Here is a 22,676-nt window from a genome sequence, read left to right on the forward strand (position 1 = left end):
GTGCGGTTTGCGCCGTGGCTTGTCGCGCAGTTCCCCGCGCCCCTGACGGGGCACAATCCGGCCCCCGACTTCCCTGTCCACGTCAGCTCTACGAAAGGCACCACCGCACATGTCCGACGTGATCGACGCCGTTGCCGGTACGCATGCCACGCTGCGCGCGTACCGGGAGCAGGCGTGCGCGCATACGCAGGGCGCCCATGATGCGCTGCTCTCCGGCACCGAAGAGTTCGACCGATCCGGGCGCGCGGCCCTCGCGGCGTACGCCGCCATGCTGGACGGCGCACCCGCGCTTGCCGCGCACTACCGGGGCCTGGCCCCGGCGCCCGCCCCGTCGGCCCGCTTCGCGGCGCTCCGGCGCCACGCCGACCTCCTCGTCCTCGCCCCGTCCACGGCGACCCCGAAGGACATCGCGGCCCTGACGGAGGCGGGCTGGAGCGCCCCGGACATCGTCGCGGCCTCGCAGCTCGTCGCGTTCGTCACCTATCAGGCGCGGCTCGCGGCCGGGCTGCGTGCGCTCGGCGGTATCCCGGCCGAGGGCGGCGAACCACCCGCGTACGAGGTCGCGAGCGAGGGCCGCCCGTTCACCCTCGACGCGCTGGAGTGGGACGTGTGGGTGGAGACCGTGGACGTGGAGCGCGCCACGCCCGAACAGCTGGCCGTGTTGGAGGAGTCGCTGCCGACGGCGAAGACGTCCCCGTACTACCTGGCGCTCGTGCACGACGTGACGGCGCTGCGCGAACGCTCACGGCTCTACAACGCGATCATGTACGCGCCGCGTGGCCTGGACCGCCGCGACCGGGAGATTGCCGCGCTCGCGGTCTCGCGGGTGAACGGCTGTGTGTACTGCGCGTCCGTGCACGCGCGGCGTTTCGCACAGCTCCACAAGGACGCAGCGCCGGCCGAGGCGGTCCTGCGCGAGGGTGCGGAGGCGGACACGGGGACGGCCCGCCGTCGCGCGGTCACCGACTTCGCGGTACGCCTCACCCGCGAGCCCAACCAGCCGCTCGACCTCACGGCGCTGCGGACGGACGCGGGCCTGAATGACACGGAGATCCTGGACCTGGTCCACGTCGTCGCCGTCTTCGCCTGGGCCAACCGCCTGATGCTCACCCTGGGCGAGCCCCGCCCGACCTCCTCGATCTCCAAGGAGCCCACAGCATGACCGCGATCCCCGACCACCCCCTCATCGACGCGGCCCACCGCCTGGCCGACGACGTCCTTTCCCCCGCCGCCGAGACGCACGACCGCGAGGGCGTCACGCCCGAGGCCATCGCGGCCGTCAAGGCATCGGGCGTGCTGGGGGTCAACGCACCCGCGGCGTACGGGGGCGCGGAGGCCCCGGCGGCCGTCGGCCGGGAGATCGCCGAGATCCTGGCGGGCGCTTGCTGCTCGACGTTCTTCGTCCAGGCCCAGCACCACACGCCGGTCCACACGCTGGCCGCGGGCGGCAAGGACGCGGAGGCGGCGCGCGAACGCTGGCTGCGTCCGCTGAGCGAGGGCACGCAGCTCGCCGGGATCGCCTTCTCGCATCTGCGCGCCCACCCGCAGCTGCCGGTGCGGGCGACGCGGGTGCCGGGCGGCTGGCGCTTCGACGGGCGGGTGCCCTGGTACACGGGCTGGGGCCTCAACGACCTGTTCCTGCTGGGCGGCGCCACGGAGGACGGCGAGGTGGTCTTCGCCGTCGCCGAGCCCCGCGAGCAGCCGGGCCTCGCCCCCACACCCCCGCTGCAGCTCGCCGCGCTCACCGGGTCGCGTACGGTCGGGCTGCTGCTCGACGGCCTGGTACTGCCCGACGACGCGGTGGCCCTCCGCACCCCGCACGAGCGCTGGGCGACGGACGACCGGCCCAAGAACACCAACACCAACCCGGCCGTCTTCGGCGTCGCCCGTGCCGCCCTCGACCTCCTCGACGCCTCCGGCGACGGCGAGGCGAAGGAGACCGCGGACGTCCTCCGCTCCCGCCTCGACGCGGTCCGTCGCGACGCCTACGCCCTCGTCGACGACATCCCGCCCACCGAGCGCCTCGACGACCGGCTCGCGGTCAAGACCCGCGCCTACGACCTGATGCGCGCCGCCACCACGGCCGCCGTCGTGGCCGGCGGAGGCCGTGCCTTCGGGCTCTCCAACCCGGCCCAACGCCTTGCCCGCGAGGGGCTGTTCCTCGTCGTCCAGGGCCAGACGTCCGAGGTCCGTACGGCCCATCTGCGGGCCCTGCGCTCCTGAACCGCCCCGCCCCTCCGTTGTTCCGGTGAGAGGGTTCCCCTGCCTGCTCGACGCGGGCTGCGGGTTCGTTGTGGCTGGTCGCGCAGTTCCCCGCGCCCCTTGGGGCGCGTCCCTCCCGCTGGGGCTTGGGCAGTCTGCTCCCCCAGCCTCCGGCTGGGAGGTGCCACCAGGGGTACCCCCTGCTCGAAGAGCTTGGGGGAGCAGGGTGGGCAAGCGCAGCCCCCCATGCCGGGTACGCAAGAGGCGCCGGGCAAGCATTAGTCGGCGGGTACCCAGCGCAGCACGTCGCCGGGCTGACAGTCGAGTGTGCGGCAGATCGCGTCGAGCGTCGTGAACCGCACCGCCTTCGCACGGCCGTTCTTCAGCACGGCGATGTTGGCGGGACAGCTCCCCTCCTCGAAGCCGTGCCCCTCCGCCGGCCGCTGGCCAACGGAGGGGCTGGAGGAACGAGGGCAACCTCCTGACCGGCAGAGCGGTCACCTAGGTGCCCGAAGTGGTCGGGCGTCTGACCGGAAGGATCACCGCCGTGTCCCAGAAGCTGCGTAAGGCCGTCGTCGCGGCGGCCACCCTGTCCTTCGCCGCCGTGCTGTCGGCGGGGTGCTCTTCCGGCGACGACTCCCCGAGGGAAGGCGTACGCGAGAAGACAGGAGGCAAACGCGCCTCCGAAATCGCCCGCCCCTCCCAGCCTCCGCTCGGCAAAGCGGAGCTGAGAAGGGCGCTGTTACACAAGGGCGAAGTCGAGGGCGTCGACGTCGAACCCGTGCCAGGGGACGAGGCCGCGGCACGGCTCGCGCTGACGGGCCCAGGTGCGAAACCCGCAGGGTGTGCGCCGCTGGCGCACATGGCCGCGCACACCTCGGTCCCCGCGCCGAAGTCCCGAGGGGTTGTCACGACCAGCCGGAAGGACGGACTGACCACCTCCGTCGGGCTGATGGGCCACCAGGCGGGGGACGCCACGAAGATCGTCGCGAAGGTCAGAGCGGCCGTGAAGAAGTGCGCCGACGGATTCCGGGACGAGGTCGGCAGCTACCGGGACGTCGTCGCCCTCCCGGACCCGACGGAGGGCGACGAGGGGGTGTCCTACTCCCTGAAGAGCACCGTGGACGGCGAGCGTATGCCCCTGACCTTCACCGTTGTCCGCTCCGGCTCCACACTCGCCGTCTTCTTCGGCACCAACCTCATCGAGCCGGACAAGACGGAACCCGCCCCTGAAGTGATGCGCGCGCAACTCGCCAAGCTGCCCGACTGAGTCACCGGCGACGGGACCGCAGTGGCGGGGCGCCGAAGCACCATGCTGCATCGACGTGGCTGTCGCGGCCTGTCGCTCGCTGCGCGGCTGAACGCCGGGCGGTGTTGCATCCGGAGTCTTGCTGCTTGGCTGCCGTCAAGCTGGAGGGGCGTCCGGTGCAGCGGCTTCGAGGTCGGCGATGCTGCCCGACATGATGGTCCGTACGTGCTCGGTGATGTGCTCCGCAGGCCAGTCCCACCAGGCCACGGCCAGCAGCCGGGCGACGTCCTGGTCGCTGTAGCGGGTGCGGATGAGGCGGGCCGGATTGCCGCCGACGATCCCGTAGTCCGGCACATTGGTGGTGACCACGGCGCCGGAGGCGATGATCGCGCCGTGTCCGATCCGTACGCCGGGCATCACCATCGTGCTGTGGCCGAACCAGACATCGTTGCCGACGACGGTGTCTCCTCGGTTCGGCAGTCCGGTGAGCAGGTCGAAGTGCTCGGACCAAGAGCCGCCCATGGTGGGGAAGGGAAAGGTCGAGGGGCCGTCCATGCGGTGGTTGGCGCCGTTCATGATGAACCGGACTCCCGTACCCAGCGCGGAGAACTTGCCGATGATCAGTTTCTCCGGCCCGTAGTGGTAGAGCACATTGGGCGTCTCGAAGGCGGTGGGGTCGTCCGGGTCGTCGTAGTAGGAGAACTCCCCGACCTCGATCAACGGGGACTTCACCAGCGGCTTCAGCAGCACCACCCGCGGCTGCTCAGGCATCGGATGGATCACCGTCGGGTCGGCAGGCACAGGCATGGTGAGCGGTTCCTCAGGGGGCGTGGGTCGGTGTCCCGTCCATGATCGCGGCACCGCGCCCGCCTGGACACCGATTTACCGTCTGCACACGACTCGCCACCGGCGACGGCCGGCACCGTGCCGGCCTCTTCCAAGAGGAGACCGGCAAAGCCGTCACGGCATACGTCCACTGCCCCTGACCGGTCACTCGGCCACTCCGGCGCCCAAAGCTGCCGCACACACGGGGCCGTGCCCCCTCGCCCCCCGATCCCCTTCGGCTCTCCGGGCGGCGCCGAACTGGCCGCGCCCGGGCACGAGTTGGTCCAGGTGGACGGCGTCGACGTCAATGAGCTCCCTGACGGACGGGGTGTCGGGGATGGGGCATCAGACGCAGATCAGCGTCTGCTGGCCTGATGCGACGAGCTTCCGCTGACCGTCCTGGGCGCCGAACACCTCCAGTCGGCACACGGTCAGCGTTCGTCCGGCCTTCAGGACTGTTCCGACGGCCTCGATGTGATCGCCGACGGCGGGTGCGAGGAGGTTGACCTTGTACTCCACGGTGAGCACCGAAGTGTCTTCGGGGAAGAGCGTGAACGCGGCGTAGCCGCCCGCGCTGTCCGCGATGGCGCTGGTGGCTCCGGCGTGGAAGTAGCCGTCCTGCTGGGTGACTTCAGGCCGACTGGGCAGAACGATGTGCACGCGACCTGGTCCGATGTGGGATATGCGGGCACCGAGGTGACCCATGAGTCCCTGGCGGTCGAAACTCTTCTGGATGCGGGCCTGAATCTCGGGACTTGCCTCTTCCAGGCCGGCCTGATCGTCCATGTGACCTCCTTGAGTGATCGTTGCGTCCGGTCGGCGGTAGAACGGGCACGAGCGATCAGCCTCTGATCACGCAGAAGGGATGCCCGGCCGGATCGGTGAGAACCCGCCACCTGCTCTCGTTCGGCTGGTGATCCGGTTTGCCCGCGCCCAGCTCCAGCAGCCGGGCCTCGGCCTCGTCCAGGTCATCGACCGCGAAGTCGAGATGAAACTGCTGAGGGACGGTCTGATCGGGCCAGCTCGGAGCCCGGTGGTCGGCGACCCGTTGAAAGCCGAGGAAGAGTCCGTCCTCACAGGTGAGGCCGGCGAAGTCGGCGTCGGATTCCGGGTGGGGTTGGTAGCCGGTGGCCTGCTGATAGAACGCCGCCAGAGCCGGCGGATCAGGGCAGTCGAGCGTTATCGCGCGCAACTTCATCTGCAGGGGCATGGCAGCTCCGAGTCGATCGGTGGACTTCAGCGCTGCACACCCTAGAGGTGGCCACCCGCTCGCCGACCCGCGCGCTGATGCGACGCCCCCGTCGGCAACGACGGACGGGCCGATGCGGTCATCCCGGCCGAGAGCACCGATGCACGCATGCGGCGCGCTCCTGCGGCTCCTTATCGACGTCGAGGTCGTCGCGCCGGCCGAGCTGCCTGGTCGCCCAGCTCACCGATCGATGGGGCACCCGTCCCAGCGGTACCGGCAAAACCATCTGGGCCGAGCAGGCATTGCCGCCGGGCTGTAGCCCACCGTGGTCCGATACGGACCAGAAGTCCCCGGAGTTGTGGGCGCGAGCCCAACCAGCAGCACTTCAGCGATTCCGCATTGCTGCACATCCTCCGCCGGAGACCAGTACCTGGGACGACGCGCGGCGCAGACGGACTTCTTCCCCGTCGTAGAGCATGCCGGCGAGCGCGGTCCGGTCGGTGACGTACGGCTCGATGCCCGCCCGCGCCAAAGTCCTGGCGAGGCGCTCCGGGAGGGTGTGCCGTTCGCTGTCCTGCAGTTCCACCGGTTCGCATGTGAGAGCCAGCAGGACCGCACGCGGTCCGCGGCCGGCGCCGGTGGACCGCACTCCCACCCAGCGGTCCAGTTCCTCCTCGCGGAGGGCGGCCCGGGCCTCGTCACGCAGCTCGATACTGGACAGGTACTCCATGATGATCGGCCGGCTGTAGGTGCCGGCCGCGGTCGACGCGATCTCGTCGGCCGCGATGCCGTTGCTGCGGTCGGTGCGCATGGCCAGGAACAGGTTCTCACGGACCCGCAGGTACTCCTCGGCTGCTTCGCGCGTGTGAAGGTAGGTCAAGACCTCGGCCTCCGTTCGACTCTTCATCCGTACTGGTTGGGTCGGCCTGCTCCAACGGGCTTGCGTCAGCGGTCCTTTGGGGGCCAGTTGTGGATCCTCTTGGGCCGCGGCCGGGCGTAGGTGCGTACCTTGGACGTGGACAGGCCGAGACCGACGAGGGCTTCGGCGGTCTTCACGGCCGCGGTCACTCCGTCGACGACGGGGACTCCGGTGCGTTCGGCGACGCGCTCCGTCAGGCCGGACATCCCGCCGCAGCCAAGGCAGATCACTTCCGCCCGGTCCTCCTCCACCGCTAGGGCGGCCTGCTCGGCGATGGCCTCCACGGCGGACTTCTCGTCCTGTTCCAGGTCGAGCACCGCCAGCCCGCTGGCGCGTACGGAGGCGCACCGGGCGCTCAGCCCGGCCGTGTGGAGGCGGTCCTCGATCAGGGGGACCGTACGGTCGAGGCTGGTGACGACGGAGTACGAGCGGCCGAGGAACTGGGCGGTGCTCGCTGCGGCTTCGGTGATGTCGACGACCGGAACGTCGAGCAGTTCCTGCAGCCCTTCCCTGCCGTGTTCGCCGTATCCGGCCTGTATCACCGCCTCGAACGGCTCCGGGTAGGCGCGGACGGTCTCCATCACCGCTACGGCGGCGAGATAGCTTTCGTAGTTGCCCTCGACGGACTCCGCACCGAAGTAAGGGGTCAGCGGGACGATCTCGGTGCCGGGCGACGCCGCGCCGGCGGCCTGTTGACCGATCGAGTCGGTGATGGACTGCGTGGTGTTGACGTTCACGACGAGGATGCGCATGGTTGGCCTTCTGCTGGTCGGTTCACTCGGCGGCAACGGCGATGGCCTCGCCGTCCACGTCCCGGATCGATACGGCGCGGTTTGCGATGAGCGCATACAGCGCGGCGGCGAGGGCGGCGCCGATGAACCAGGAGAATCCGGCCACGGAGTGGAAGAAGGGCACCAGGGCCAGGGCCACCGCGACTGCGGCGCTCGGCACGAAGGCCGCGACGGCCCGCGGGTTGTAGCCGCGGCGGTAGTGGTACTCGCCCTGCGTGTCGTCGGTGTAGAGGTCGGGCACGTTCACCCGGGACCTCCGCAGCAGCCAGTAGTCCGCCATGATCACGCCGAAGAGCGGGCCCAGAAGGGCGCCGAGCCCGCCGAGGAAGTAGTTGACCACGACCGGGCTGTTGTAGAGGTTCCAGGGCGTGATCACCAAGCCGAGGATCCCGGTCACCACGCCGGCCCGGCGGAAGTTCAGCCGCTGCGGAAACAGGTCGACCAGCGCGTAGATGGGCGCGACGAAGTTGGCCAGCAGATTCACCGCCACCGTCAGGACAATGAGGGCAAGCGAGGCCATCGCCAGCAGGAACATGTTCGGGATGGTCCTGACGATGTCCGTGGGACTGGTGATGACGTGCCCGTCGAGCTTGAACTGGGCCCCGCTGAGGACCACCACGATGACGGCGAAGAAGAGCATGTTCACCGGGATGCCGATCACGTTTCCCCGGACGATGGAGCTGCGGCTTCTGGCGGACCGGGTGAAATCGCAGAAGTTCAGTACGAAGGTCCCGTAGATCACCACCCACAGCGCGGCGCCCTGCAGGATCTGCAGCCACATCGCGCCGCCGGCCAGCGGTTGGTCGACGGACAGGGAGATCGAGCCGTCGGCACGGAGGAACATCCAGACCGCCAGGGCACACATGGTCAGCAGCGTCGTGGGCGCCGCGAAGGCCATGTACCGCCGGATCATCTGCATCCCGTAGCTCACGATGAGGATCTGGAGCGCCCATAGGACCAGGAAGGTGAGCCAGCCGAGCGTCGACTGGCCGAGCAGGGAGTTCGCGTCCATCCGCCTCAGCCCCGGGAACATCGCCACAAGGAGGGCGCTCAGGACGGAAGAGGCGAGGTAGGTCTGGATGCCGAACCAGGCGATCGCGACGGCACCTCGGACGCCGGCCGGTATTTTCGCCCCCTTGATCCCGAACGCGATGCGGCTCATGACGGGGAAGGGAACGCCCGTCTTGTGTCCCATGAACCCGGACAGGTTCAGCAGGAGAAACAGCAGGACGGAAGCGAGCACGAAGGCCGCCAGGATGCCCCATACGTTCAGCCCGAGCGCGAAGAGGCCGATGGCGAACGCGTAGTTCCCGAGGCTGTGTACGTCGTTGGCCCACAGGGTGAACACGTTGTAGGCGCCCCAGCGACGCCCTTCCTTCTTCGTCGGGGCGAGATCGTACGTGTACAGACCAGCGCTTGCGGCGCTGCTGGTTTCCACGGACGACCGCTCTTCCACGGCAGGCATAGCGGCTCCGGAGGGGAGGGGGAGAGGCGTGGACCGTTCTGGAGGTTTCCACAAAATGGAAGTGGATTTCCGTAGGCCAGAACGTAGTTTTCGCCAATCGACACCGTCAAGAGCTGGATGGGAAAGATTTGGCAAGTCGACAAAACGGCTCTGACCGGCTGAAAGGCCTCATGTTGGCGGCCAGGCGGCCGAACGTCCGACCGTCGGCGCGACGACGCTCCGGGCCCTCAACGCGCGGACCAGTGGCCCAACTCGGCGGTGTGCTGGGCCGCGAGGCGGATGGTGGCGTTCGGCTCCCCGTAGCCGCGGTAGCCGCCGGTGCGCTGGACCAGTTCGAAGAAGACCCGCCCCTGGTGGCCGGGTAGCAGTGGCGGAACTCCCCGTACTCGTCGCGGTCGTAGAGGATGCCCAGCTCGCGCAGCGTGGCCAGGGTGCCCTCGTCGTTGGCGACGGCGCGGCTGCGGAAAAGGCCGTAGGGGTCGGCCAGGTCGAGGCTCTCGTTCGGCTGGAGGCCCAGCAGAGCGGATGATCAACCCGCTTGAGCACTTCAAAGCCGTCACCACGCGCTACGACCAAGCGCGCCCCGCGCCTACGTCTTCCACTTCTGCACGGCAGTCATCTGTACGAGGCGACAAGGCGCGCCAGATGCCGCCCCGCTACCTCCAGCGGCACCTCGCTGCGGGTGACCTGGGCTGCCAGTTCGGCGCCCTCCAGCGCGGCGATCACCGTATGCGCCAGCTCCTCGGCATCGTCCTCGGAGAACCCCGCGTCGCCCAGCTTCTGGGCGACCACCGCCCGCCAGTGCGCGAATGCCTCGGCCGCCGCTTGTTGGATGCCGGGGGCACTGGTGGCCGTACCGACGACGGTGGAGGTGACCGGGCAGCCGTCGAGCCAGTCGGAGTCGCGCAGCCCTTGGGCGAGGGACGTGGTGAGGGTGACGAGGGCCTTTTCGGGCTCCGGCTCTGCGTCGAGCGCCTCGCGCAGCAGCTCGGTGAACTCCTCGTCGCCGAGTCGCACGGCGGCCGTGCCGAGCTCCTGCTTGCCGCCGGGGAAGAAGTGGTACACGGAGCCGAGCGTCGCCCCGGCCTCGCGGGAGATCTGCTTGATGCCGGTGCCTTGATAGCCCTGGCGCTGCATCAGGCGTGAGGTCGTACGGACGATCCGCTCACGGGTACCGGCGGTCTCAGGATCGTGCGGGGCCTTGGTCTTCACGCCGCCACATTACCGAACTAGAGCGTTCGTTCTAGTTGCTGTGCTAAGTTCCTCGCTGGATAGAGCGTTCGTTCTAGTCGTTCTCGGGGAGATTTCTGTGCGCACATCTGCTGTGAACACCGCGTCCGTGACGGTCATCGGTCTCGGCCCCATGGGGCACGCGATGGCTGGTGCCTACCTGGACGCCGGCTATCAGGTCACCGTCTGGAACCGCACCGCTAGCCGCGCCGACGACCTGGTGGCCAGGGGCGCGGTGCGCGCCGCCACCGTCGAGGAGGCGCTGGCGGCCAACGAGGTGGTCGTGCTGAGCCTCACCGACTACGCCGCGATGTACACCATCCTGGAGCCCGCCGCCTCGGCACTTGAGGGCCGCGTCCTGGTCAACCTCAGCTCGGACACCCCGGAGAAAGCCCGCGAAGGTGCCGCCTGGGCGGCAGAGCACGGGGCGCGCCACCTCACCGGCGGAGTGCAGACGCCGCCGTCCGGCATCGGCTCGAGGGAGTTCAACACCTTCTACAGCGGCCCCCGGGACCTCTTCGATGAGTACCAGGACGTCCTGAAGGTGATCACGGGCACGGACTACCGGGGCGAAGACCCGGGTCTGGCCGCGCTCTACTACCAGCTCCAGATCGACCTCTTCTGGACCACACTGACCGCCTGGCTGCACATGCTGGCGCTGGCGAACGCGAACGGCATCAGCGCCTCGGAGATCAAGCCGTACGCGGCCGAGACACTGGGCGGGATGAGCCAGTTCCTCGACTTCTACACGCCGCGCATCGAAGCAGGGCAGCACTCTGGCGACGTCGAACGGATCTCGATGGCCGTGGCGAGCCTGGACCACGTCGTGCAAACGACGCGGGACTCGGGCGTGGACCCGACACTGCCCGCCGCGGTGCTGGAGACCTTCCGGCGTGGGGCGGCCGAGGGTTACGAGGAGGACAGCCTGACTCGGCTGTTCGAGGTGTTCGGGCGGGGAGCAGTGGCGAAGTAGCCGCTCCCCGGCGGGGCGGGCCCGGTCCCGCGGCCCAGGCTCTGATCCGCGGACGCAGCCCAGATCCGCCGGACAGGCCCCGATGTTCGCGGGCCGGGACCCCGGTCCGGTAGGCGAGGACCATGTCGCCGAGCATCGCCCTGCCAGCGCCCAGCGGGTCAAGCCGCGTGCCGTCGGTGGTCGCCGATCCGATGCACGTTCTGCACCGCGAGTTCGTCGCGCTCCTGCGTGGGGGTGAGACGGACGCCGACGTGATAGTCCTGAACCAGCATCCAGCCGAGGAAGCCGGCGGCGAGGGTGCAGGCGACACCGGCCGACGTGAGCGCCAGACCGAGGGTGACCCCGGTGGCCGGGCCGTTCCAGTGAGTGACGTAGGTCCCCAGGCTGATGGCGAACAGCGCGAGAGCGATGACGTTGAGGGAGGCGTGAGCCAGGCCGACGGTTTTGGCCGCCGAGCTGCGCGGAATTCCGAAGGCCCAGTCGACGAATCCGGGGAGCGCGGCGAGCAGTGCGCTTCCGACGCCCACGACGTTCAGCGCGATTGCCAGATTGAGCCAGAACTGGTCCCCGCTGGCCGCATACACGGCAAAACCCACGAGCGTTCCGGTGTAGCAGGCGACCGGGAAGCCGACCAGCATGGGATGAACGGGGTGACCGGCGACCGTGGTCTTGCTGTACATGAAGCCTCCCAAGAAGGCCCCCCAGAATGGACATGTCGATCGCTCAACTCAGCGTCTCACTGCTGCCGGGCTCCGCAACCTGGCCGGGACTGATCAGGTGCACGGACTGATCAGGTGCAGCACTGATCAGAGCGTTCAGCGATGCCCACTCGCACCGCTCACTCCCAGCTGAATCCCGCCCTGCTGCGGCAGTACAGCGCTGATGGCGGCGCCGTGTGCCGGTTGGTTGGTCTTCGGTAGGGTCGACGCGTGGTGGAACCTGTGCTGCGAGCGAAGACCTGGAGCGGGGACACCTTCGAGAATCCCTCGGAGGACGACCTCTTCGACTTGCTGAGCGAGATGAACCTGAGGCACCGGTACGTGATCGTGGAGCGCCTCGACAAGGAGCCGGCGGGCCAGCACTACATGCAGGTCTACCTCAACGACGACATGAGCTGCCAGGTCGAGTACCGCGAGGGCGGCCCGGACCAGCACTTCCAGGCCCTGGTGCCGGGCCCGTTCGAGATGTACGGGCACGAGACCGTGGCCGTCGTACTGAAGGACTGGGCCCATGACCGGTCGGGATGGCGCGAGGCGCTGTCCTGGACTCCGTGGTCCCCGACGGCCGAACCTCGGCGGTGAGGACCACACTGGCAGCGGCGCGTCTCGGGCGGCGTCTCGGACGGCCTGTCCCGGGTGGTGTTTCAGATGGCCTCGCGAATAGCCCGTTCGAAGCCCTCGACGTGACCGCGGGCGAGCTGTGCCGCCTTGTCGGCGTCACCGGCGACGATCGCCTCGATCAGCGGGCCGTGCTCTTCGACGTGACCGGCCACGTCGGACAGCTGGTCGATGAACAGGCACCAGATGCGGGTGGCCAGGTTGTCGTGCCGGACGAGGGTGTCCTCCAGGTACGGGTTGTGTGTGGCGGCGTAGATGGCGCGGTGGACGTGCAGGTCCAGGTGCATGAGCTCGGCGGCTTCGCGCCGACGGGAGTCCACGCTCTCCAGCTCCTGCCGTAGGGCCGTCAGGGTCGTACGGTCCGCGGCCGTGGCGCGCCGCGCGGCCTGCCCTGCGGCCAGCGGCTCCAGCTCCTGACGCACCTCGGAGATATGGGCGAGGTCGGTGATGTTGACGTCGGTGGCGAAGGTGCCGCGTCGGGGATAGGTCGTGATCAGGCGTTCGTACTGGAGCCGTTTGAGCGCCTCGCGCACCGGCGTCCTTCCGACACCGAGGGACTGGGCCAGCTGGTCCTCGTTGATCGGTGCGCCCGGGCGGATCTCGAGCATGACGAGCCGGTCGCGGATGGCGCGATAGGCACGTTCGGCGAAGGACAGCTCCTCGCTTCCGAGCTCGGTCGCCACGTCCTGCATGAAGCCCCCTTGACCTGTCCGACGAGCTCCCATACCTTACCGCACAGGCTGATATATCAGTTGTCCATTAGTTGGCTCTCAGGATGGTGCACAGATGGCAACGAGCCCCTCGACAATCACCGTCACCGCCTCCCTCTCCCTCCCGCTCAGCGAGCTCGACCCGGATGTCGCCACCGCGGTGGGCGCCGAGTTGCACCGTCAGCAGTCGACCCTCGAGATGATCGCCTCGGAGAACTTCGCCCCGGCCGCCGTCATGGAGGCCCAGGGCTCGGTGCTGACCAACAAATACGCCGAGGGCTACCCGGGCCGCCGCTACTACGGCGGCTGCGAACACGTCGACGTCGTCGAGCAGTTGGCCATGGCCCGGGTGAAGGAACTGTTCGGCGCCGAGGCCGCGAACGTGCAGCCGCACTCCGGAGCGCAGGCCAACGCCGCGGCGATGTTCGCGCTGCTCAAGCCCGGCGACACGATCCTCGGCCTCGACCTTGCGCACGGTGGGCATCTGACCCACGGCATGCGCATCAACTTCTCCGGCAAGCTGTACAACGTCGTGCCGTACCACGTGAGCGAGTCCGATCTGCGCATCGACATGGACGAGGTCGAGCAGCTCGCTCTAGCCCACCGGCCGAAGATGATCGTCGCCGGCTGGTCGGCCTACCCCCGCCGACTGGACTTCGCCGAGTTCCGGCGGATCGCCGACGAGGTGGGCGCGTATCTGATGGTGGACATGGCGCACTTCGCCGGGCTGGTGGCCGCGGGCCTCCACCCGAGCCCGGTGCCGTACGCCGACGTCGTGACGACCACCACGCACAAGACCCTGGGCGGCCCGCGCGGTGGGGTGATCCTGGCCAAGAAGGAGCTCGCCAAGAAGATCAACTCCGCGGTCTTCCCGGGCCAGCAGGGCGGCCCGTTGGAGCACGTCATCGCGGCGAAGGCGGTGGCCTTCAAGGTGGCGGCGAGCGAGGAGTTCAAGGAGCGCCAGCAGCGCACCCTGGACGGCGCCCGCATCCTCGCCGGACGGCTGCTTGCCGACGATGTGGCCGAGGCCGGAATCACGGTGCTGACCGGCGGCACCGAAGTCCATCTGGTCCTCGTCGACCTGCGGAACTCCGCGCTCGACGGGCAGCAGGCCGAGGACCGGCTGCACCGCATCGGGATCACCGTCAACCGCAACGCGGTGCCGTTCGATCCCCGCCCGCCGATGGTCTCCTCGGGGCTGCGGATCGGAACCCCGGCCCTGGCCACCCGAGGCTTCGGCGAGCCGGAGTTCCGGGAGGTCGCCGACATCATCGCCCAGGTTCTGACGGAAGAGGAGCTCAGCGACGAGCGCGCCGGGCTGCTGCGTGACCGGGTCGAAAAGCTCGCCGACGCGTTCCCGCTCTATCCCCACCTGCACATCCCCAGCTGAACGGAGACGCGGCATGACGACCCAGCCGCTGCCGGAGCACCCGGACTTCCTCTGGCGCAACCCCGAGCCGCGTTCCTCGTACGACGTGGTCATCGTCGGCGCGGGAGGCCACGGACTGGCCACTGCGTACTACCTCGCCAAGAACCACGGCATCACCAACGTCGCCGTCCTCGAAAAGGGCTGGCTGGCCGGCGGCAACATGGCACGCAACACCACGATCATCCGCTCCAACTACCTGTGGGACGAGAGCGCGGCGATCTACGAGCACGCCCTCAAGTTGTGGGAGCGGCTCCCGGAGGAGCTCGACTACGACTTCCTGTTCAGCCAGCGCGGCGTCCTCAACCTCGCGCACACCCTGCAGGACGTCCGTGAGAGAGCGTGCGCCGGGTCAACGCCAACCGCCTCAACGGAGTCGATGCCCAGTGGCTCGAACCGGACGAGGTCGCCAAGGTCTGTCCCATCCTCAACGTCTCGCCAGACACCAGGTATCCGGTCCTCGGCGCCACCTTTCAGCCGCGCGCCGGAATCGCCAAGCACGACCACGTCGCCTGGGCGCTGGCCCGCCGGGCCGACGAGATGGGCGTGGATCTGATCCAGGGGTGCGAGGTCACCGGCTTCCTCAAGGACGGCGAGCGGGTCGTGGGCGTCGAGACCAGCCGCGGCCGCATCCTCGCCGGCCGGGTCGGCCTCGCGGCCGCGGGGCACAGCAGCGAGCTGGCCGAGCGGGCGGGATTCCGGCTGCCGGTGCAGTCCCATCCGCTGCAGGCGCTGGTCTCCGAGCTGCACGAGCCGGTGCACCCCACCGTGGTGATGTCCAACCACGTGCACGTCTACGTCTCCCAGGCACACAAGGGCGAATTGGTCATGGGCGCGGGTGTCGACGCGTACAACGGCTACGGGCAGCGCGGCTCCTTCCATGTGATCGAGCACCAGATGGCCGCCGCTGTCGAGCTGTTCCCCGTATTCGCCCGTGCGCACGTGCTGCGGACCTGGGGCGGCATCGTCGACGTCACCCCGGACGCCTCCCCGGTCATCGGCAGCACCCCCGTCGAGAACCTCTATGTCAACTGCGGCTGGGGCACCGGCGGGTTCAAGGCCACCCCGGCCGCCGGCTGGGCCTTCGCACACACCATCGCAACCGGCGAGCCGCATCCACTGAACGCCCCCTTCGCCCTCGAACGTTTTACGACGGGCGCACTGATCGACGAACACGGCGCCGCGGCCGTGGCCCACTGAGGAGGACGCCGTGCTGCTGATCACCTGTCCATGGTGCGGTCCACGCAATGAGACCGAGTACCACTACGGGGGACAGGCCCATGTCCCCTATCCCGAGACCCCCGCGGACCTCACCGACGAGCAGTGGGCCGAGTACGTCTTCTACCGGGACAACCCCAAGGGCCCCTTCGCCGAGCGGTGGATGCACAGCACCGGCTGCCGCCGCTGGTTCAACATTCTGCGGGACACCGTCACCTACGAGGTGCTCGCCGCCTACCGGCTCGACGAGCCACGCGCCGAACTGCCCCAGGCCGGAGGGAACCGATGACCGACCAGCCGCATCAGCCCGATCAGCACTGTCGGCTCCGGCAAGGGGGCCACATCGACCGCAACGCCCTGCTGCGGTTCACCGTCGACGGGCGGGAACTGACCGGGCACCCCGGAGACACCGTCGCCTCGGCGATGCTGGCGAACGGGCTCGGCGAGGTCGCTCCGTCGATCTACCGCGGCCGCCCGCGCGGCATCGTCGCCGCAGGTGTCGAGGAGCCCAACGCCCTGTTGCAGATCGACGGCCCGTGCTCGGAGGGCATGCTCCCGGCCACAGCCGTGGAGCTGTACGACGGGCTGGCCGCCACGACGCTGTCCGGGATGGGACGGCTCGACCCGGCCGACGACCCCGCCGTCTACGACAAGAAGTACGTGCACACCGACGTCCTCGTCGTCGGTGCCGGACCTGCCGGGCTCGCGGCCGCCGCAGCTGCCGCCGGCTCCGGCGCCCGCGTGATCCTCGTCGACGACCAGTCCGAGCCCGGCGGTTCGCTGCTCTCCGGGCGCACCGAGACGGTCGGCGGGCAGACAGCGCTGGAGTGGGTCACCGAGGTCCGCGCAGCGCTCGACGCCGCCCCCGAGGTCGTCGTCCTGCAGCGCACCACGGCGTTCGGCAGTTACGACGACAACTATGTGCTGGCCCTGCAGCGGCGCACCGACCACCTCGGAGCCGCAGCGCCCGAACCGTCCGCAGGCGTCTCGCGCCAGCGGCTGTGGCACATACGGGCCCGCCAAGTGGTCCTGGCGACCGGCGCTCACGAGCGTCCGCTGGTCTTCGCCGGCAACGACCGCCCCGGGGTGATGCTCGCCGCGGCCGTGCGCTCGTACCTCAACCGGTACGCCGTGGCTCCGGGCTCGCGGGCCGTGGTGAGCACGACCAACGACAGCGCCTACGACACGGTTGCCGATCTCCACGCCGCCGGGCTCGACATCGCCGCCGTCGTGGACGCGCGCCCGGAGCTGTCCCACCGGGCCGCCGAGGTCGCCGTGGCCACCGGGGTGCGGGTGCTGACGGGCAGTGCGGTGGTCGACACCGCGGGCGGCCGCCGACTGACCGGCGTCACCATCCAGGCCCTCGACGACGGCGGTCAACTCACTGGCAACCCGGAGCCGTTCGACTGCGATCTGCTCGCCGTCTCGGGCGGGTGGAGCCCGGTGGTGCACCTGCACAGCCAGCGCCAGGGCCGACTGCGCTGGGACGAGGAACTGGTCGCCTTCGTCCCCGACGGCACCGTACGGGACCAGCAGGTCGTCGGTGCGGCCCGCGGGACGTACGGACTCGACGGCTGCCTGGCCGACGGGGCGCGGGCCGGTGCGCGGGCCGCGACGGACGCCGGGTTCCCGGTTCCCGTGCCCTCGTCCGAGGATGCGGGTCCCGGAGTCGGCCCGGTGCGCGCACTGTGGCTGGTGCCCGGCCCCGACGGCGAACCCGGAAGCTGGGACACCCACTTCGTCGATCTGCAGCGCGATGTCACCGTCGCCGATGTCTGGCGGTCCACCGGCGCGGGCATGCGCGGGGTCGAGCACGTCAAGCGCTACACCTCGCTCGGCACCGCGAACGACCAGGGCAAGACGTCCGGCGTCAACGCGATCGGTGTGATCGCCGAGGCCCTCGGCATGGGCGCATCGCCCGGAGAGATCGGCACCACGGCCTACCGGGCGCCGTACACACCCGTGGCCTTCGCAGCGCTGGCCGGGCGCGAGCGCGGCGAGTTGTTCGACCCGGAGCGCACGACCTCCATCCACAGCTGGCACGTCGCACACGGGGCGCTGTTCGAGGACGTCGGGCAATGGAAGCGCCCGTGGTACTACCCCCGGCCCGGTGAGGACATGGACACGGCCGTGGCCCGCGAGTGCCGCGCGGCCCGCGAGGGGGTGGCGTTCATGGACGCCTCCACCCTCGGCAAGATCGAGATCTGGGGCGCGGATGCGGGCGAGTTCCTCAACCGCATCTATACGAACGCCTTCAAGAAGCTCAAGCCCGGCATGGCCCGCTACGGCGTCATGTGCAAGCCCGACGGGATGATCTTCGACGACGGCGTGACGCTGCGCCTCGACGACAACCGCTACTTCATGACCACCACCACCGGCAACGCCGCCGCGGTCCTGGACTGGCTGGAGGAGTGGCTGCAGACCGAGTGGCCCGAACTCGACGTCCACTGCACCTCGGTGACCGAACAGTGGGCGACGATCGCCGTCGTCGGCCCCCAGTCGCGCGAGGTCGTCGCCCATCTCGCGCCCGAGGTCGACCTGTCGAACGAGTCCTTCCCGTTCATGGCGTTCCGCGAGACCACCCTGGCCTCCGGCATCCCCGCCCGCATCTGCCGGATCTCCTTCTCCGGCGAACTTGCCTACGAGATCAACGTCTCCGCGTGGTACGGCCTGGCGGTCTGGGACGAGGTGTACGCGATCGGCCGGCCGTACGACATCACCCCGTACGGCACCGAGACCATGCACGTCCTGCGGGCCGAGAAGGGCTACATCATCGTCGGCCAGGACACCGACGGCACCGTCACCCCGCAGGACGCGGGCATGTCCTGGGCGGTCTCCAAGCGGAAGGACTTCGTCGGAAACCGGTCCTACTCCCGCGCCGACACCTCCCGCGCCGACCGCAAGCAGCTGGTCGGCCTGCTGCCGAGCGATCGCAGGACCCGGCTGCCCGAGGGCACCCAACTCGTCGCGCCGAACGTGCCCCTCACGCCCGAGGCCGGGCCGGTGCAGATGCTCGGCCACGTCACCTCCAGCTACCACAGCCCGGCCCTCGACCGCCCCTTCGCCCTCGCCCTCGTCGCCGACGGGAGGGCAAGGATCGGCGAGACCCTGCTCGCCCCGGTGGGGGAGGACCTGGTGCCCGTACTGGTGGCCGACTCCGTCCTCTACGACCCCGAAGGGACCAAGCGAGATGGCTGAGCCGACGATCGACGCAGGCGCAGGCCCGATGGCACTGCGCAGCAGCCCCCTGGCACATCTGGAGGCGCGGATGCGTGCCGCCACGGTGACCGGCGCCCGCGGTGTCGCGCTGACCGAGCGGCCGTTCCTCACCATGGTGAACCTGCGCGTTACCCCCGCCTCCGAAGCGGCCGACCGTATCGAGAAGACGCTGGGGGCGCCGCTCCCGCGGCAGTGCGGCCACACCACCGCGTCCGGCTCCCACACGGTCTTCTGGCTCGGTCCCGACGAGTGGCTCGTGCTCTCCCAGGCCGACGGGCCCGCTGTGGCCGCCGAGTTGCGGGAGGCGCTCGAAGGAGACCCGGGCTCGGTGGTGGACGTCTCGGCGAACCGCACCACGCTGGAGCTGAGCGGCCAGGCCGCTCGGCAGGTGCTGGAGAAGGGCTGCCCGCTGGACCTGCATCCCCGGGCCTTCGGACCCGGCCAGGCGGTGTCGACCACGGTGGGACCCGTTGCGGTGCTGCTCTGGCAGGTCGATGACGTGCCGACGTACCGGCTGCTCCCGCGGTCCTCGTTCGCCGACTACCTGGCGCGCTGGCTCATCGACGCGATGAGCGAGTACCGCAGCCCGGAGTTGCCCTGACGGAGTTGAGCGCCTTCGATCTGTACTCGGCGGCATTTTGCGATGCCGCGCCACTGCTTCAAGCGGCCGTCACCCGTCCCGCCCACTCCGTCACCCGCCGGGCCAGCGCCCCGCCGTGCCGGGCCCAGCGGAAGTGGTCGAGCCGGTCGGTGCCCGCGAGCTCGGCGGTGTAGTGCCAGTGCTCCAGCTCGGCCCCCGGCACCTTGGCACACAGGTGTGCCTGGGCGCGGGGCGGGGCGAAGGAGTCGCCCTCCACGCTCACCGAGAGCACCGGCAGCCGCAGTTCGCGCAGCCGCCCCTCGACGCGTTCCCCGTGCGGGGGCAGGCGGTAGCGGCCGGTCCGGGACTGGAATGCCCAGTCCCGGATGACGCCCGGTGGCTGGACTCCGCCGAACACGAATCCGGGCCAGCGCCCCCGTGCCGACGCGTACGCCACCATGAAGGTCCCGAACGCCAGCATGCCGGGCGAGCGGAGCCCGAACGCGCGGTGATACACGGACGCGGAAGCGACCAGCGCGACAGCGTCCGGCCCCCGCTCCCCGGCCGCTGCCGCCTCCGCGGCCTGGAGCAGCGCGAGCTGCCCGCCCAGGCTGTGCCCGAGCACGACGACGGGGGAGGTGGGGAACTCCTTTCGTACGGTGGTGAGTGCGGCCCGCAGGTCGTCCACCAGCTCCCGGTACCCGCACACCCGCCCGTCCGGCGCCCGTTCCCCCTGCCATCGGAAGTCATACACGGCGGCGCTCACCCCGGCGCCGTGCAACTCCCGTATGAGCCGACGGTAGAAGCCACCCGGCGTGCCCATGGCGGAGGCGATCAGCACGACGGGCCGCTCCGGCTCCCCGCCGAAGCGCAGCCCGTGCAGCGGGAAGCGCTCCCCGTCGGAGCTGTGGACCTCGGCCAGCGGCTCAAGCTCGGCGTACTCAGCGGTAGTCACAACGGGCAGGATGGCACACCCTACGTTTGCGAAGACCTCCGCGTGGGTCATGGCGGCCAGGTGCTCAAGCGATCGTCTTCCCGCCCTGCGTCACGGACTCTCGGCGGTCGGCAGGGGTCGGACGGTGAGGATCTGCTGTGCGTGTCCGACAGGGCCGGTGACGTCGTGCAGGACCGTGCTGGTGACGCCCTGGCCGGTGGGCCCGAAGGTCACCGTGGTGTCCAGGCCGGGGCAGCTGATCCGCGGCGCCGCCCGCGACAGCCCTGGTGTCGCCGGCGGCGAGGAGCCAAGGGCGGGCTCGTACGGCGGGGCGGTCGGCGACGAGGGCGGTGGCATCGACCAGTTCGATGGTGCGGCCGGGCCGGATGGTCTCCACCCGGATCTCGCACTCGTCGAGGGCGAGGCGTCCGAGGATGTCGAAACTGATCCGGGACAGGGCCCGGCCGGTGTCCACCCTCGCCGCCAGGTGGCGGTCGACGGCGTGGATGAGGAGGCCGGCGAGCGGGCTGAAGTGCTGTTCGTCGGGGGCCCATGCGCCGCTCGCGTGGGAGGTGGGTTTGTAGCGGTGCTCGTCGACGGGCTCGAAATAGCTGCTGGTGCTCAACGGCGTGTGTGCCTTCCGGAGGTTGGGGCTGGGGCGGTGGTCGGTGTGCCGGGACTGGCGACGTGAGGGACGGGTCGCTGCAGGTCCGTCTCAGCGGGCGAAGACGGTGCTGGCCAGGGTCACGTGTACGGCGGTGCCGACGAGGATGCTGAGCAGGGCGTTCCGGCGCCACAGGTGCAGGCCGATGGTGACGGCGAGGGCGGCCAGCGGGGCCAGGACGCGCGGCTGGGTGAGGGCAAGGTCGCGTAGGCAGTAGACGGCCAGGATCACCATGACGCCGGCGGGCATACGGGTGCTGAGGTACTGCACGGTGGCGCTGGCGCGCAGGGGGGCCAGCGCTGCGAAGGGCAGCGCGCGTAGGGACCAGGTCACGGCGGCGGTGACGAGGACGGCGACGATGGCGTAGCCGGTGTCAGACATGGGCGGGTTTCCTGCTGGTGGCGATGTGGCGGGCCAGGAGCCCGGCGCAGAAGAAGGCGAAGGCGGTCAGCAGCATCTGGCCGGGGAAGAGAAGGCGGGCGGCAAGGGCGCAGGCGAGGGCGAGCACGGGGGTGGGCAGGTCGCCGCGCAGGTCGCGGATGGCGTCGAGGGCGAGGACGGTGAACAGTGCGGTCAGGGCGAAGTCCAGGCCGATGACGCTGTCGGGGATGAGGGAACCGAGCAGCGCCCCTGCTGTGGCGCTGCCGGCCCAGTACAGGTGCATGAAGAACTGCAGCCACAGGATGCGCCGGCTGGACCAGGCGTGGGCCTGCTCGGCGGCAGTCAGGGCGTACGCCTCGTCAGTGAGCGCGAAGGTGCTGTACGTCTTCGCCAGCCGGCCCCGCACCCGGTGCAGGGGGAAGGACAGGGCGTAGAAGACGTGCCGCGCCTGCACCAGGAACGCGGCCACGGCGATGGACGTCAGCGGCGCGGCGGCAGCGACCATGCCGATCAGCAGGAACTCGAACGAGCCGCCGTAGATCAACGCGGCGGACAGCCCCGCCCACCACCAGTCGAGCCCCGACTGGATCACGAGCGCACCGAAGGCGAGGCCGAGCGGCAGCATCCCCAGGCCCACCGACGCGCAGTCCTGGAAAGCGGCCCGCGCCTCGGATTGCTGCGGCGGTGGAGGCGGAGGCGGAGGAACGTCCCCATGCCTCGACCCGTCGACAACGACAGGACGTATGTGCATACCGACATTTTAGAAGGACGACGGCCTCATTTGATTGCCGATTGTTCCTCTATAATCTATCCATGGACAATGAAGTGCGGGTGGATGCCCTTGATAGAGAAATTTTGTTTCACCTGCGTCAGGATGGGCGGCTCACGAACGTCGAGCTGGCGAAGCGGGTGGGCCTGACCCCGCCCCCGTGCCTGCGCCGGGTCAAGCGCTTGGAAGAGACCGGCGTCATCACCGGATACCGCGCCGTCATCGATCCCGGCGCGCTGGGCCGCGGCCTGGAAGTCCTCATCGACGTCGAGATCTACGCCCAGGACCGCAAGAGCTTCCAGGAGTTCGAAGACACCGTGGCCTCCTACGAAGAGGTCATCGAGTTCCGCCGCATGTACGGGCGCCCCGACTACTTCATCCGCGTCGCCGTCGCCGATCACGCCGCATACGAAGCCTTCCTCACCAAGAAGCTCAGCGGCCTGCCCGCGGTCCTGCGCCTCGAATCTCACCTCACGATGAAGACGATCAAGGCGAGCGACTGAACCGTCAGGTGTCGGCAGCTCGCCGACTGGGCCGACACCCACCACTCCCGGTGGGCGCAGTGAGTGCACAGCGGGCGGAACCGTTGGAAGGC

22 protein-coding genes and 4 pseudogenes are annotated in these 22,676 nt (G+C 69.7%); 11 read left to right on the forward strand and 15 right to left on the reverse strand.

What is annotated here, in order from left to right; all coding sequences use genetic code 11:
• The first annotated feature begins 109 nt into the window (after nucleotides 1-109).
• Entirely contained in the window at nucleotides 110-1,162 is a 1,053-nt protein-coding gene (locus ACTWQF_RS24380) for a CMD domain-containing protein (protein WP_443281779.1), read from the forward strand.
• A complete protein-coding gene (locus ACTWQF_RS24385) occupies nucleotides 1,159-2,223 on the forward strand; it encodes an acyl-CoA dehydrogenase family protein (protein ID WP_443281780.1) in 1,065 nt (354 codons plus the stop codon). The genes ACTWQF_RS24380 and ACTWQF_RS24385 overlap by 4 nt, the downstream gene beginning before the upstream one ends.
• Before the next feature lie 257 nt (nucleotides 2,224-2,480).
• Here the strand turns inward: ACTWQF_RS24385 and ACTWQF_RS24390 are convergent.
• A pseudogene (locus ACTWQF_RS24390) lies at nucleotides 2,481-2,615 on the reverse strand (helix-turn-helix domain-containing protein); the annotation flags it as partial.
• A gap of 134 nt (nucleotides 2,616-2,749) precedes the next feature.
• On the opposite strand from ACTWQF_RS24390, the gene ACTWQF_RS24395 reads away from it, so the two are divergent.
• Complete coding sequence (locus ACTWQF_RS24395) at nucleotides 2,750-3,472, forward strand: hypothetical protein (protein WP_443281781.1); 723 nt, start codon at nucleotides 2,750-2,752, stop codon at nucleotides 3,470-3,472.
• A 135-nt stretch (nucleotides 3,473-3,607) separates the two neighbouring features.
• On the opposite strand, the gene ACTWQF_RS24400 is transcribed toward ACTWQF_RS24395, so the two are convergent.
• The 8 genes and pseudogenes from ACTWQF_RS24400 to ACTWQF_RS24435 form a co-directional block, all read right to left on the reverse strand.
• Nucleotides 3,608-4,258 (reverse strand): CatB-related O-acetyltransferase, encoded by a 651-nt coding sequence (locus ACTWQF_RS24400; protein ID WP_443281782.1) that lies wholly within the window; start codon nucleotides 4,256-4,258, stop codon nucleotides 3,608-3,610.
• Between the two features lie 363 nt (nucleotides 4,259-4,621).
• On the reverse strand, nucleotides 4,622-5,062 hold the full coding sequence (locus ACTWQF_RS24405; RefSeq protein WP_443281783.1) for a PaaI family thioesterase: 441 nt from the start codon (nucleotides 5,060-5,062) through the stop codon (nucleotides 4,622-4,624).
• Between the two features lie 55 nt (nucleotides 5,063-5,117).
• A complete protein-coding gene (locus tag ACTWQF_RS24410) occupies nucleotides 5,118-5,486 on the reverse strand; it encodes a VOC family protein (protein WP_443281784.1) in 369 nt (122 codons plus the stop codon).
• A 364-nt stretch (nucleotides 5,487-5,850) separates the two neighbouring features.
• Nucleotides 5,851-6,345: a hypothetical protein gene (locus tag ACTWQF_RS24415; protein WP_443281785.1), complete on the reverse strand. Its 495-nt coding sequence runs from the start codon at nucleotides 6,343-6,345 to the stop codon at nucleotides 5,851-5,853.
• Nucleotides 6,346-6,410: 65 nt separating this feature from the next.
• Nucleotides 6,411-7,136 (reverse strand): aspartate/glutamate racemase family protein, encoded by a 726-nt coding sequence (locus ACTWQF_RS24420; protein ID WP_443281786.1) that lies wholly within the window; start codon nucleotides 7,134-7,136, stop codon nucleotides 6,411-6,413.
• Nucleotides 7,137-7,158: 22 nt separating this feature from the next.
• Nucleotides 7,159-8,640 (reverse strand): NCS1 family nucleobase:cation symporter-1, encoded by a 1,482-nt coding sequence (locus ACTWQF_RS24425; RefSeq protein WP_443281787.1) that lies wholly within the window; start codon nucleotides 8,638-8,640, stop codon nucleotides 7,159-7,161.
• A 227-nt stretch (nucleotides 8,641-8,867) separates the two neighbouring features.
• Nucleotides 8,868-9,163 (reverse strand): annotated as a pseudogene (locus ACTWQF_RS24430) (hypothetical protein); the annotation flags it as partial.
• A 92-nt stretch (nucleotides 9,164-9,255) separates the two neighbouring features.
• Entirely contained in the window at nucleotides 9,256-9,852 is a 597-nt protein-coding gene (locus ACTWQF_RS24435) for a TetR/AcrR family transcriptional regulator (RefSeq protein WP_443281788.1), read from the reverse strand.
• A 97-nt stretch (nucleotides 9,853-9,949) separates the two neighbouring features.
• Here ACTWQF_RS24435 and ACTWQF_RS24440 point away from each other — a divergent pair, with 97 nt between their 5' ends.
• A complete protein-coding gene (locus tag ACTWQF_RS24440) occupies nucleotides 9,950-10,843 on the forward strand; it encodes an NAD(P)-dependent oxidoreductase (RefSeq protein WP_443281789.1) in 894 nt (297 codons plus the stop codon).
• 158 nt (nucleotides 10,844-11,001) lie between these two features.
• Here the strand turns inward: ACTWQF_RS24440 and ACTWQF_RS24445 are convergent, their stop codons facing one another.
• On the reverse strand, nucleotides 11,002-11,523 hold the full coding sequence (locus ACTWQF_RS24445) for a DUF2231 domain-containing protein (RefSeq protein ID WP_443281790.1): 522 nt from the start codon (nucleotides 11,521-11,523) through the stop codon (nucleotides 11,002-11,004).
• 249 nt (nucleotides 11,524-11,772) lie between these two features.
• Here ACTWQF_RS24445 and ACTWQF_RS24450 point away from each other — a divergent pair, with 249 nt between their 5' ends.
• Nucleotides 11,773-12,144 (forward strand): hypothetical protein, encoded by a 372-nt coding sequence (locus ACTWQF_RS24450; RefSeq protein ID WP_443281791.1) that lies wholly within the window; start codon nucleotides 11,773-11,775, stop codon nucleotides 12,142-12,144.
• 62 nt (nucleotides 12,145-12,206) lie between these two features.
• Here ACTWQF_RS24450 and ACTWQF_RS24455 read toward each other — a convergent pair whose 3' ends face one another.
• Nucleotides 12,207-12,872, reverse strand: a complete 666-nt coding sequence (locus ACTWQF_RS24455; RefSeq protein ID WP_443281792.1) for a GntR family transcriptional regulator — start codon at nucleotides 12,870-12,872, stop codon at nucleotides 12,207-12,209.
• A gap of 94 nt (nucleotides 12,873-12,966) precedes the next feature.
• Between ACTWQF_RS24455 and glyA the strand changes: the two genes are divergently transcribed.
• The 5 genes and pseudogenes from glyA (at nucleotide 12,967) to ACTWQF_RS24480 (ending at nucleotide 19,354) form a co-directional block, all read left to right on the forward strand.
• Nucleotides 12,967-14,280, forward strand: coding sequence for a serine hydroxymethyltransferase (gene glyA, locus ACTWQF_RS24460; protein ID WP_443281793.1), 1,314 nt, complete (start codon nucleotides 12,967-12,969; stop codon nucleotides 14,278-14,280).
• A 13-nt stretch (nucleotides 14,281-14,293) separates the two neighbouring features.
• Nucleotides 14,294-15,516 (forward strand): annotated as a pseudogene (locus ACTWQF_RS24465) (sarcosine oxidase subunit beta family protein).
• A gap of 10 nt (nucleotides 15,517-15,526) precedes the next feature.
• Nucleotides 15,527-15,823, forward strand: coding sequence for a sarcosine oxidase subunit delta (locus ACTWQF_RS24470; RefSeq protein ID WP_443281794.1), 297 nt, complete (start codon nucleotides 15,527-15,529; stop codon nucleotides 15,821-15,823).
• On the forward strand, nucleotides 15,820-18,732 hold the full coding sequence (locus tag ACTWQF_RS24475) for a sarcosine oxidase subunit alpha family protein (RefSeq protein ID WP_443281795.1): 2,913 nt from the start codon (nucleotides 15,820-15,822) through the stop codon (nucleotides 18,730-18,732). Before ACTWQF_RS24470 ends, ACTWQF_RS24475 begins: the two co-directional genes overlap by 4 nt.
• Nucleotides 18,725-19,354, forward strand: coding sequence for a sarcosine oxidase subunit gamma (locus ACTWQF_RS24480; RefSeq protein WP_443281796.1), 630 nt, complete (start codon nucleotides 18,725-18,727; stop codon nucleotides 19,352-19,354). The genes ACTWQF_RS24475 and ACTWQF_RS24480 overlap by 8 nt, the downstream gene beginning before the upstream one ends.
• 58 nt (nucleotides 19,355-19,412) lie before the next feature.
• Here ACTWQF_RS24480 and ACTWQF_RS24485 read toward each other — a convergent pair whose 3' ends face one another.
• The 4 genes and pseudogenes from ACTWQF_RS24485 to ACTWQF_RS24500 all read right to left on the reverse strand — a co-directional run bounded on the left by ACTWQF_RS24485 (nucleotide 19,413) and on the right by ACTWQF_RS24500 (nucleotide 22,063).
• On the reverse strand, nucleotides 19,413-20,288 hold the full coding sequence (locus tag ACTWQF_RS24485; RefSeq protein WP_443281797.1) for an alpha/beta fold hydrolase: 876 nt from the start codon (nucleotides 20,286-20,288) through the stop codon (nucleotides 19,413-19,415).
• Nucleotides 20,289-20,378: 90 nt separating this feature from the next.
• Nucleotides 20,379-20,892: pseudogene (locus ACTWQF_RS24490) on the reverse strand (acyl-CoA thioesterase domain-containing protein).
• A 90-nt stretch (nucleotides 20,893-20,982) separates the two neighbouring features.
• The gene (locus ACTWQF_RS24495) at nucleotides 20,983-21,312 is read right to left on the reverse strand and encodes a branched-chain amino acid transporter permease (protein WP_443281798.1); all 330 of its coding nucleotides are present in this window, start codon (nucleotides 21,310-21,312) and stop codon (nucleotides 20,983-20,985) included.
• Nucleotides 21,305-22,063: an AzlC family ABC transporter permease gene (locus ACTWQF_RS24500; RefSeq protein WP_443281799.1), complete on the reverse strand. Its 759-nt coding sequence runs from the start codon at nucleotides 22,061-22,063 to the stop codon at nucleotides 21,305-21,307. Before ACTWQF_RS24500 ends, ACTWQF_RS24495 begins: the two co-directional genes overlap by 8 nt.
• Nucleotides 22,064-22,125: 62 nt before the next feature.
• Between ACTWQF_RS24500 and ACTWQF_RS24505 the strand changes: the two genes are divergently transcribed.
• Complete coding sequence (locus ACTWQF_RS24505) at nucleotides 22,126-22,584, forward strand: Lrp/AsnC family transcriptional regulator (protein WP_443281800.1); 459 nt, start codon at nucleotides 22,126-22,128, stop codon at nucleotides 22,582-22,584.
• Nucleotides 22,585-22,676: the final 92 nt, after the last annotated feature.

Origin of the sequence: Streptomyces sp. 8N114 (assembly GCF_052245835.1) — a bacterium.
GTDB lineage: Bacteria > Actinomycetota > Actinomycetes > Streptomycetales > Streptomycetaceae > Streptomyces.

Coding starts and splice junctions, on each gene's coding strand:
- ACTWQF_RS24380 (WP_443281779.1), top strand. CDS start 110: ATGTCCGACGTGATCGACGCCGTTGCCGGTACGCATGCCACGCTGCGC.
- glyA (WP_443281793.1), top strand. CDS start 12,967: ATGGCAACGAGCCCCTCGACAATCACCGTCACCGCCTCCCTCTCCCTC.
- ACTWQF_RS24445 (WP_443281790.1), bottom strand. CDS start 11,523: ATGTACAGCAAGACCACGGTCGCCGGTCACCCCGTTCATCCCATGCTG.
- ACTWQF_RS24420 (WP_443281786.1), bottom strand. CDS start 7,136: ATGCGCATCCTCGTCGTGAACGTCAACACCACGCAGTCCATCACCGAC.
- ACTWQF_RS24425 (WP_443281787.1), bottom strand. CDS start 8,640: ATGCCTGCCGTGGAAGAGCGGTCGTCCGTGGAAACCAGCAGCGCCGCA.
- ACTWQF_RS24455 (WP_443281792.1), bottom strand. CDS start 12,872: ATGCAGGACGTGGCGACCGAGCTCGGAAGCGAGGAGCTGTCCTTCGCC.
- ACTWQF_RS24505 (WP_443281800.1), top strand. CDS start 22,126: ATGGACAATGAAGTGCGGGTGGATGCCCTTGATAGAGAAATTTTGTTT.
- ACTWQF_RS24495 (WP_443281798.1), bottom strand. CDS start 21,312: ATGTCTGACACCGGCTACGCCATCGTCGCCGTCCTCGTCACCGCCGCC.
- ACTWQF_RS24475 (WP_443281795.1), top strand. CDS start 15,820: ATGACCGACCAGCCGCATCAGCCCGATCAGCACTGTCGGCTCCGGCAA.
- ACTWQF_RS24405 (WP_443281783.1), bottom strand. CDS start 5,062: ATGGACGATCAGGCCGGCCTGGAAGAGGCAAGTCCCGAGATTCAGGCC.
- ACTWQF_RS24385 (WP_443281780.1), top strand. CDS start 1,159: ATGACCGCGATCCCCGACCACCCCCTCATCGACGCGGCCCACCGCCTG.
- ACTWQF_RS24480 (WP_443281796.1), top strand. CDS start 18,725: ATGGCTGAGCCGACGATCGACGCAGGCGCAGGCCCGATGGCACTGCGC.
- ACTWQF_RS24400 (WP_443281782.1), bottom strand. CDS start 4,258: ATGCCTGTGCCTGCCGACCCGACGGTGATCCATCCGATGCCTGAGCAG.
- ACTWQF_RS24500 (WP_443281799.1), bottom strand. CDS start 22,063: ATGCACATACGTCCTGTCGTTGTCGACGGGTCGAGGCATGGGGACGTT.
- ACTWQF_RS24410 (WP_443281784.1), bottom strand. CDS start 5,486: ATGCCCCTGCAGATGAAGTTGCGCGCGATAACGCTCGACTGCCCTGAT.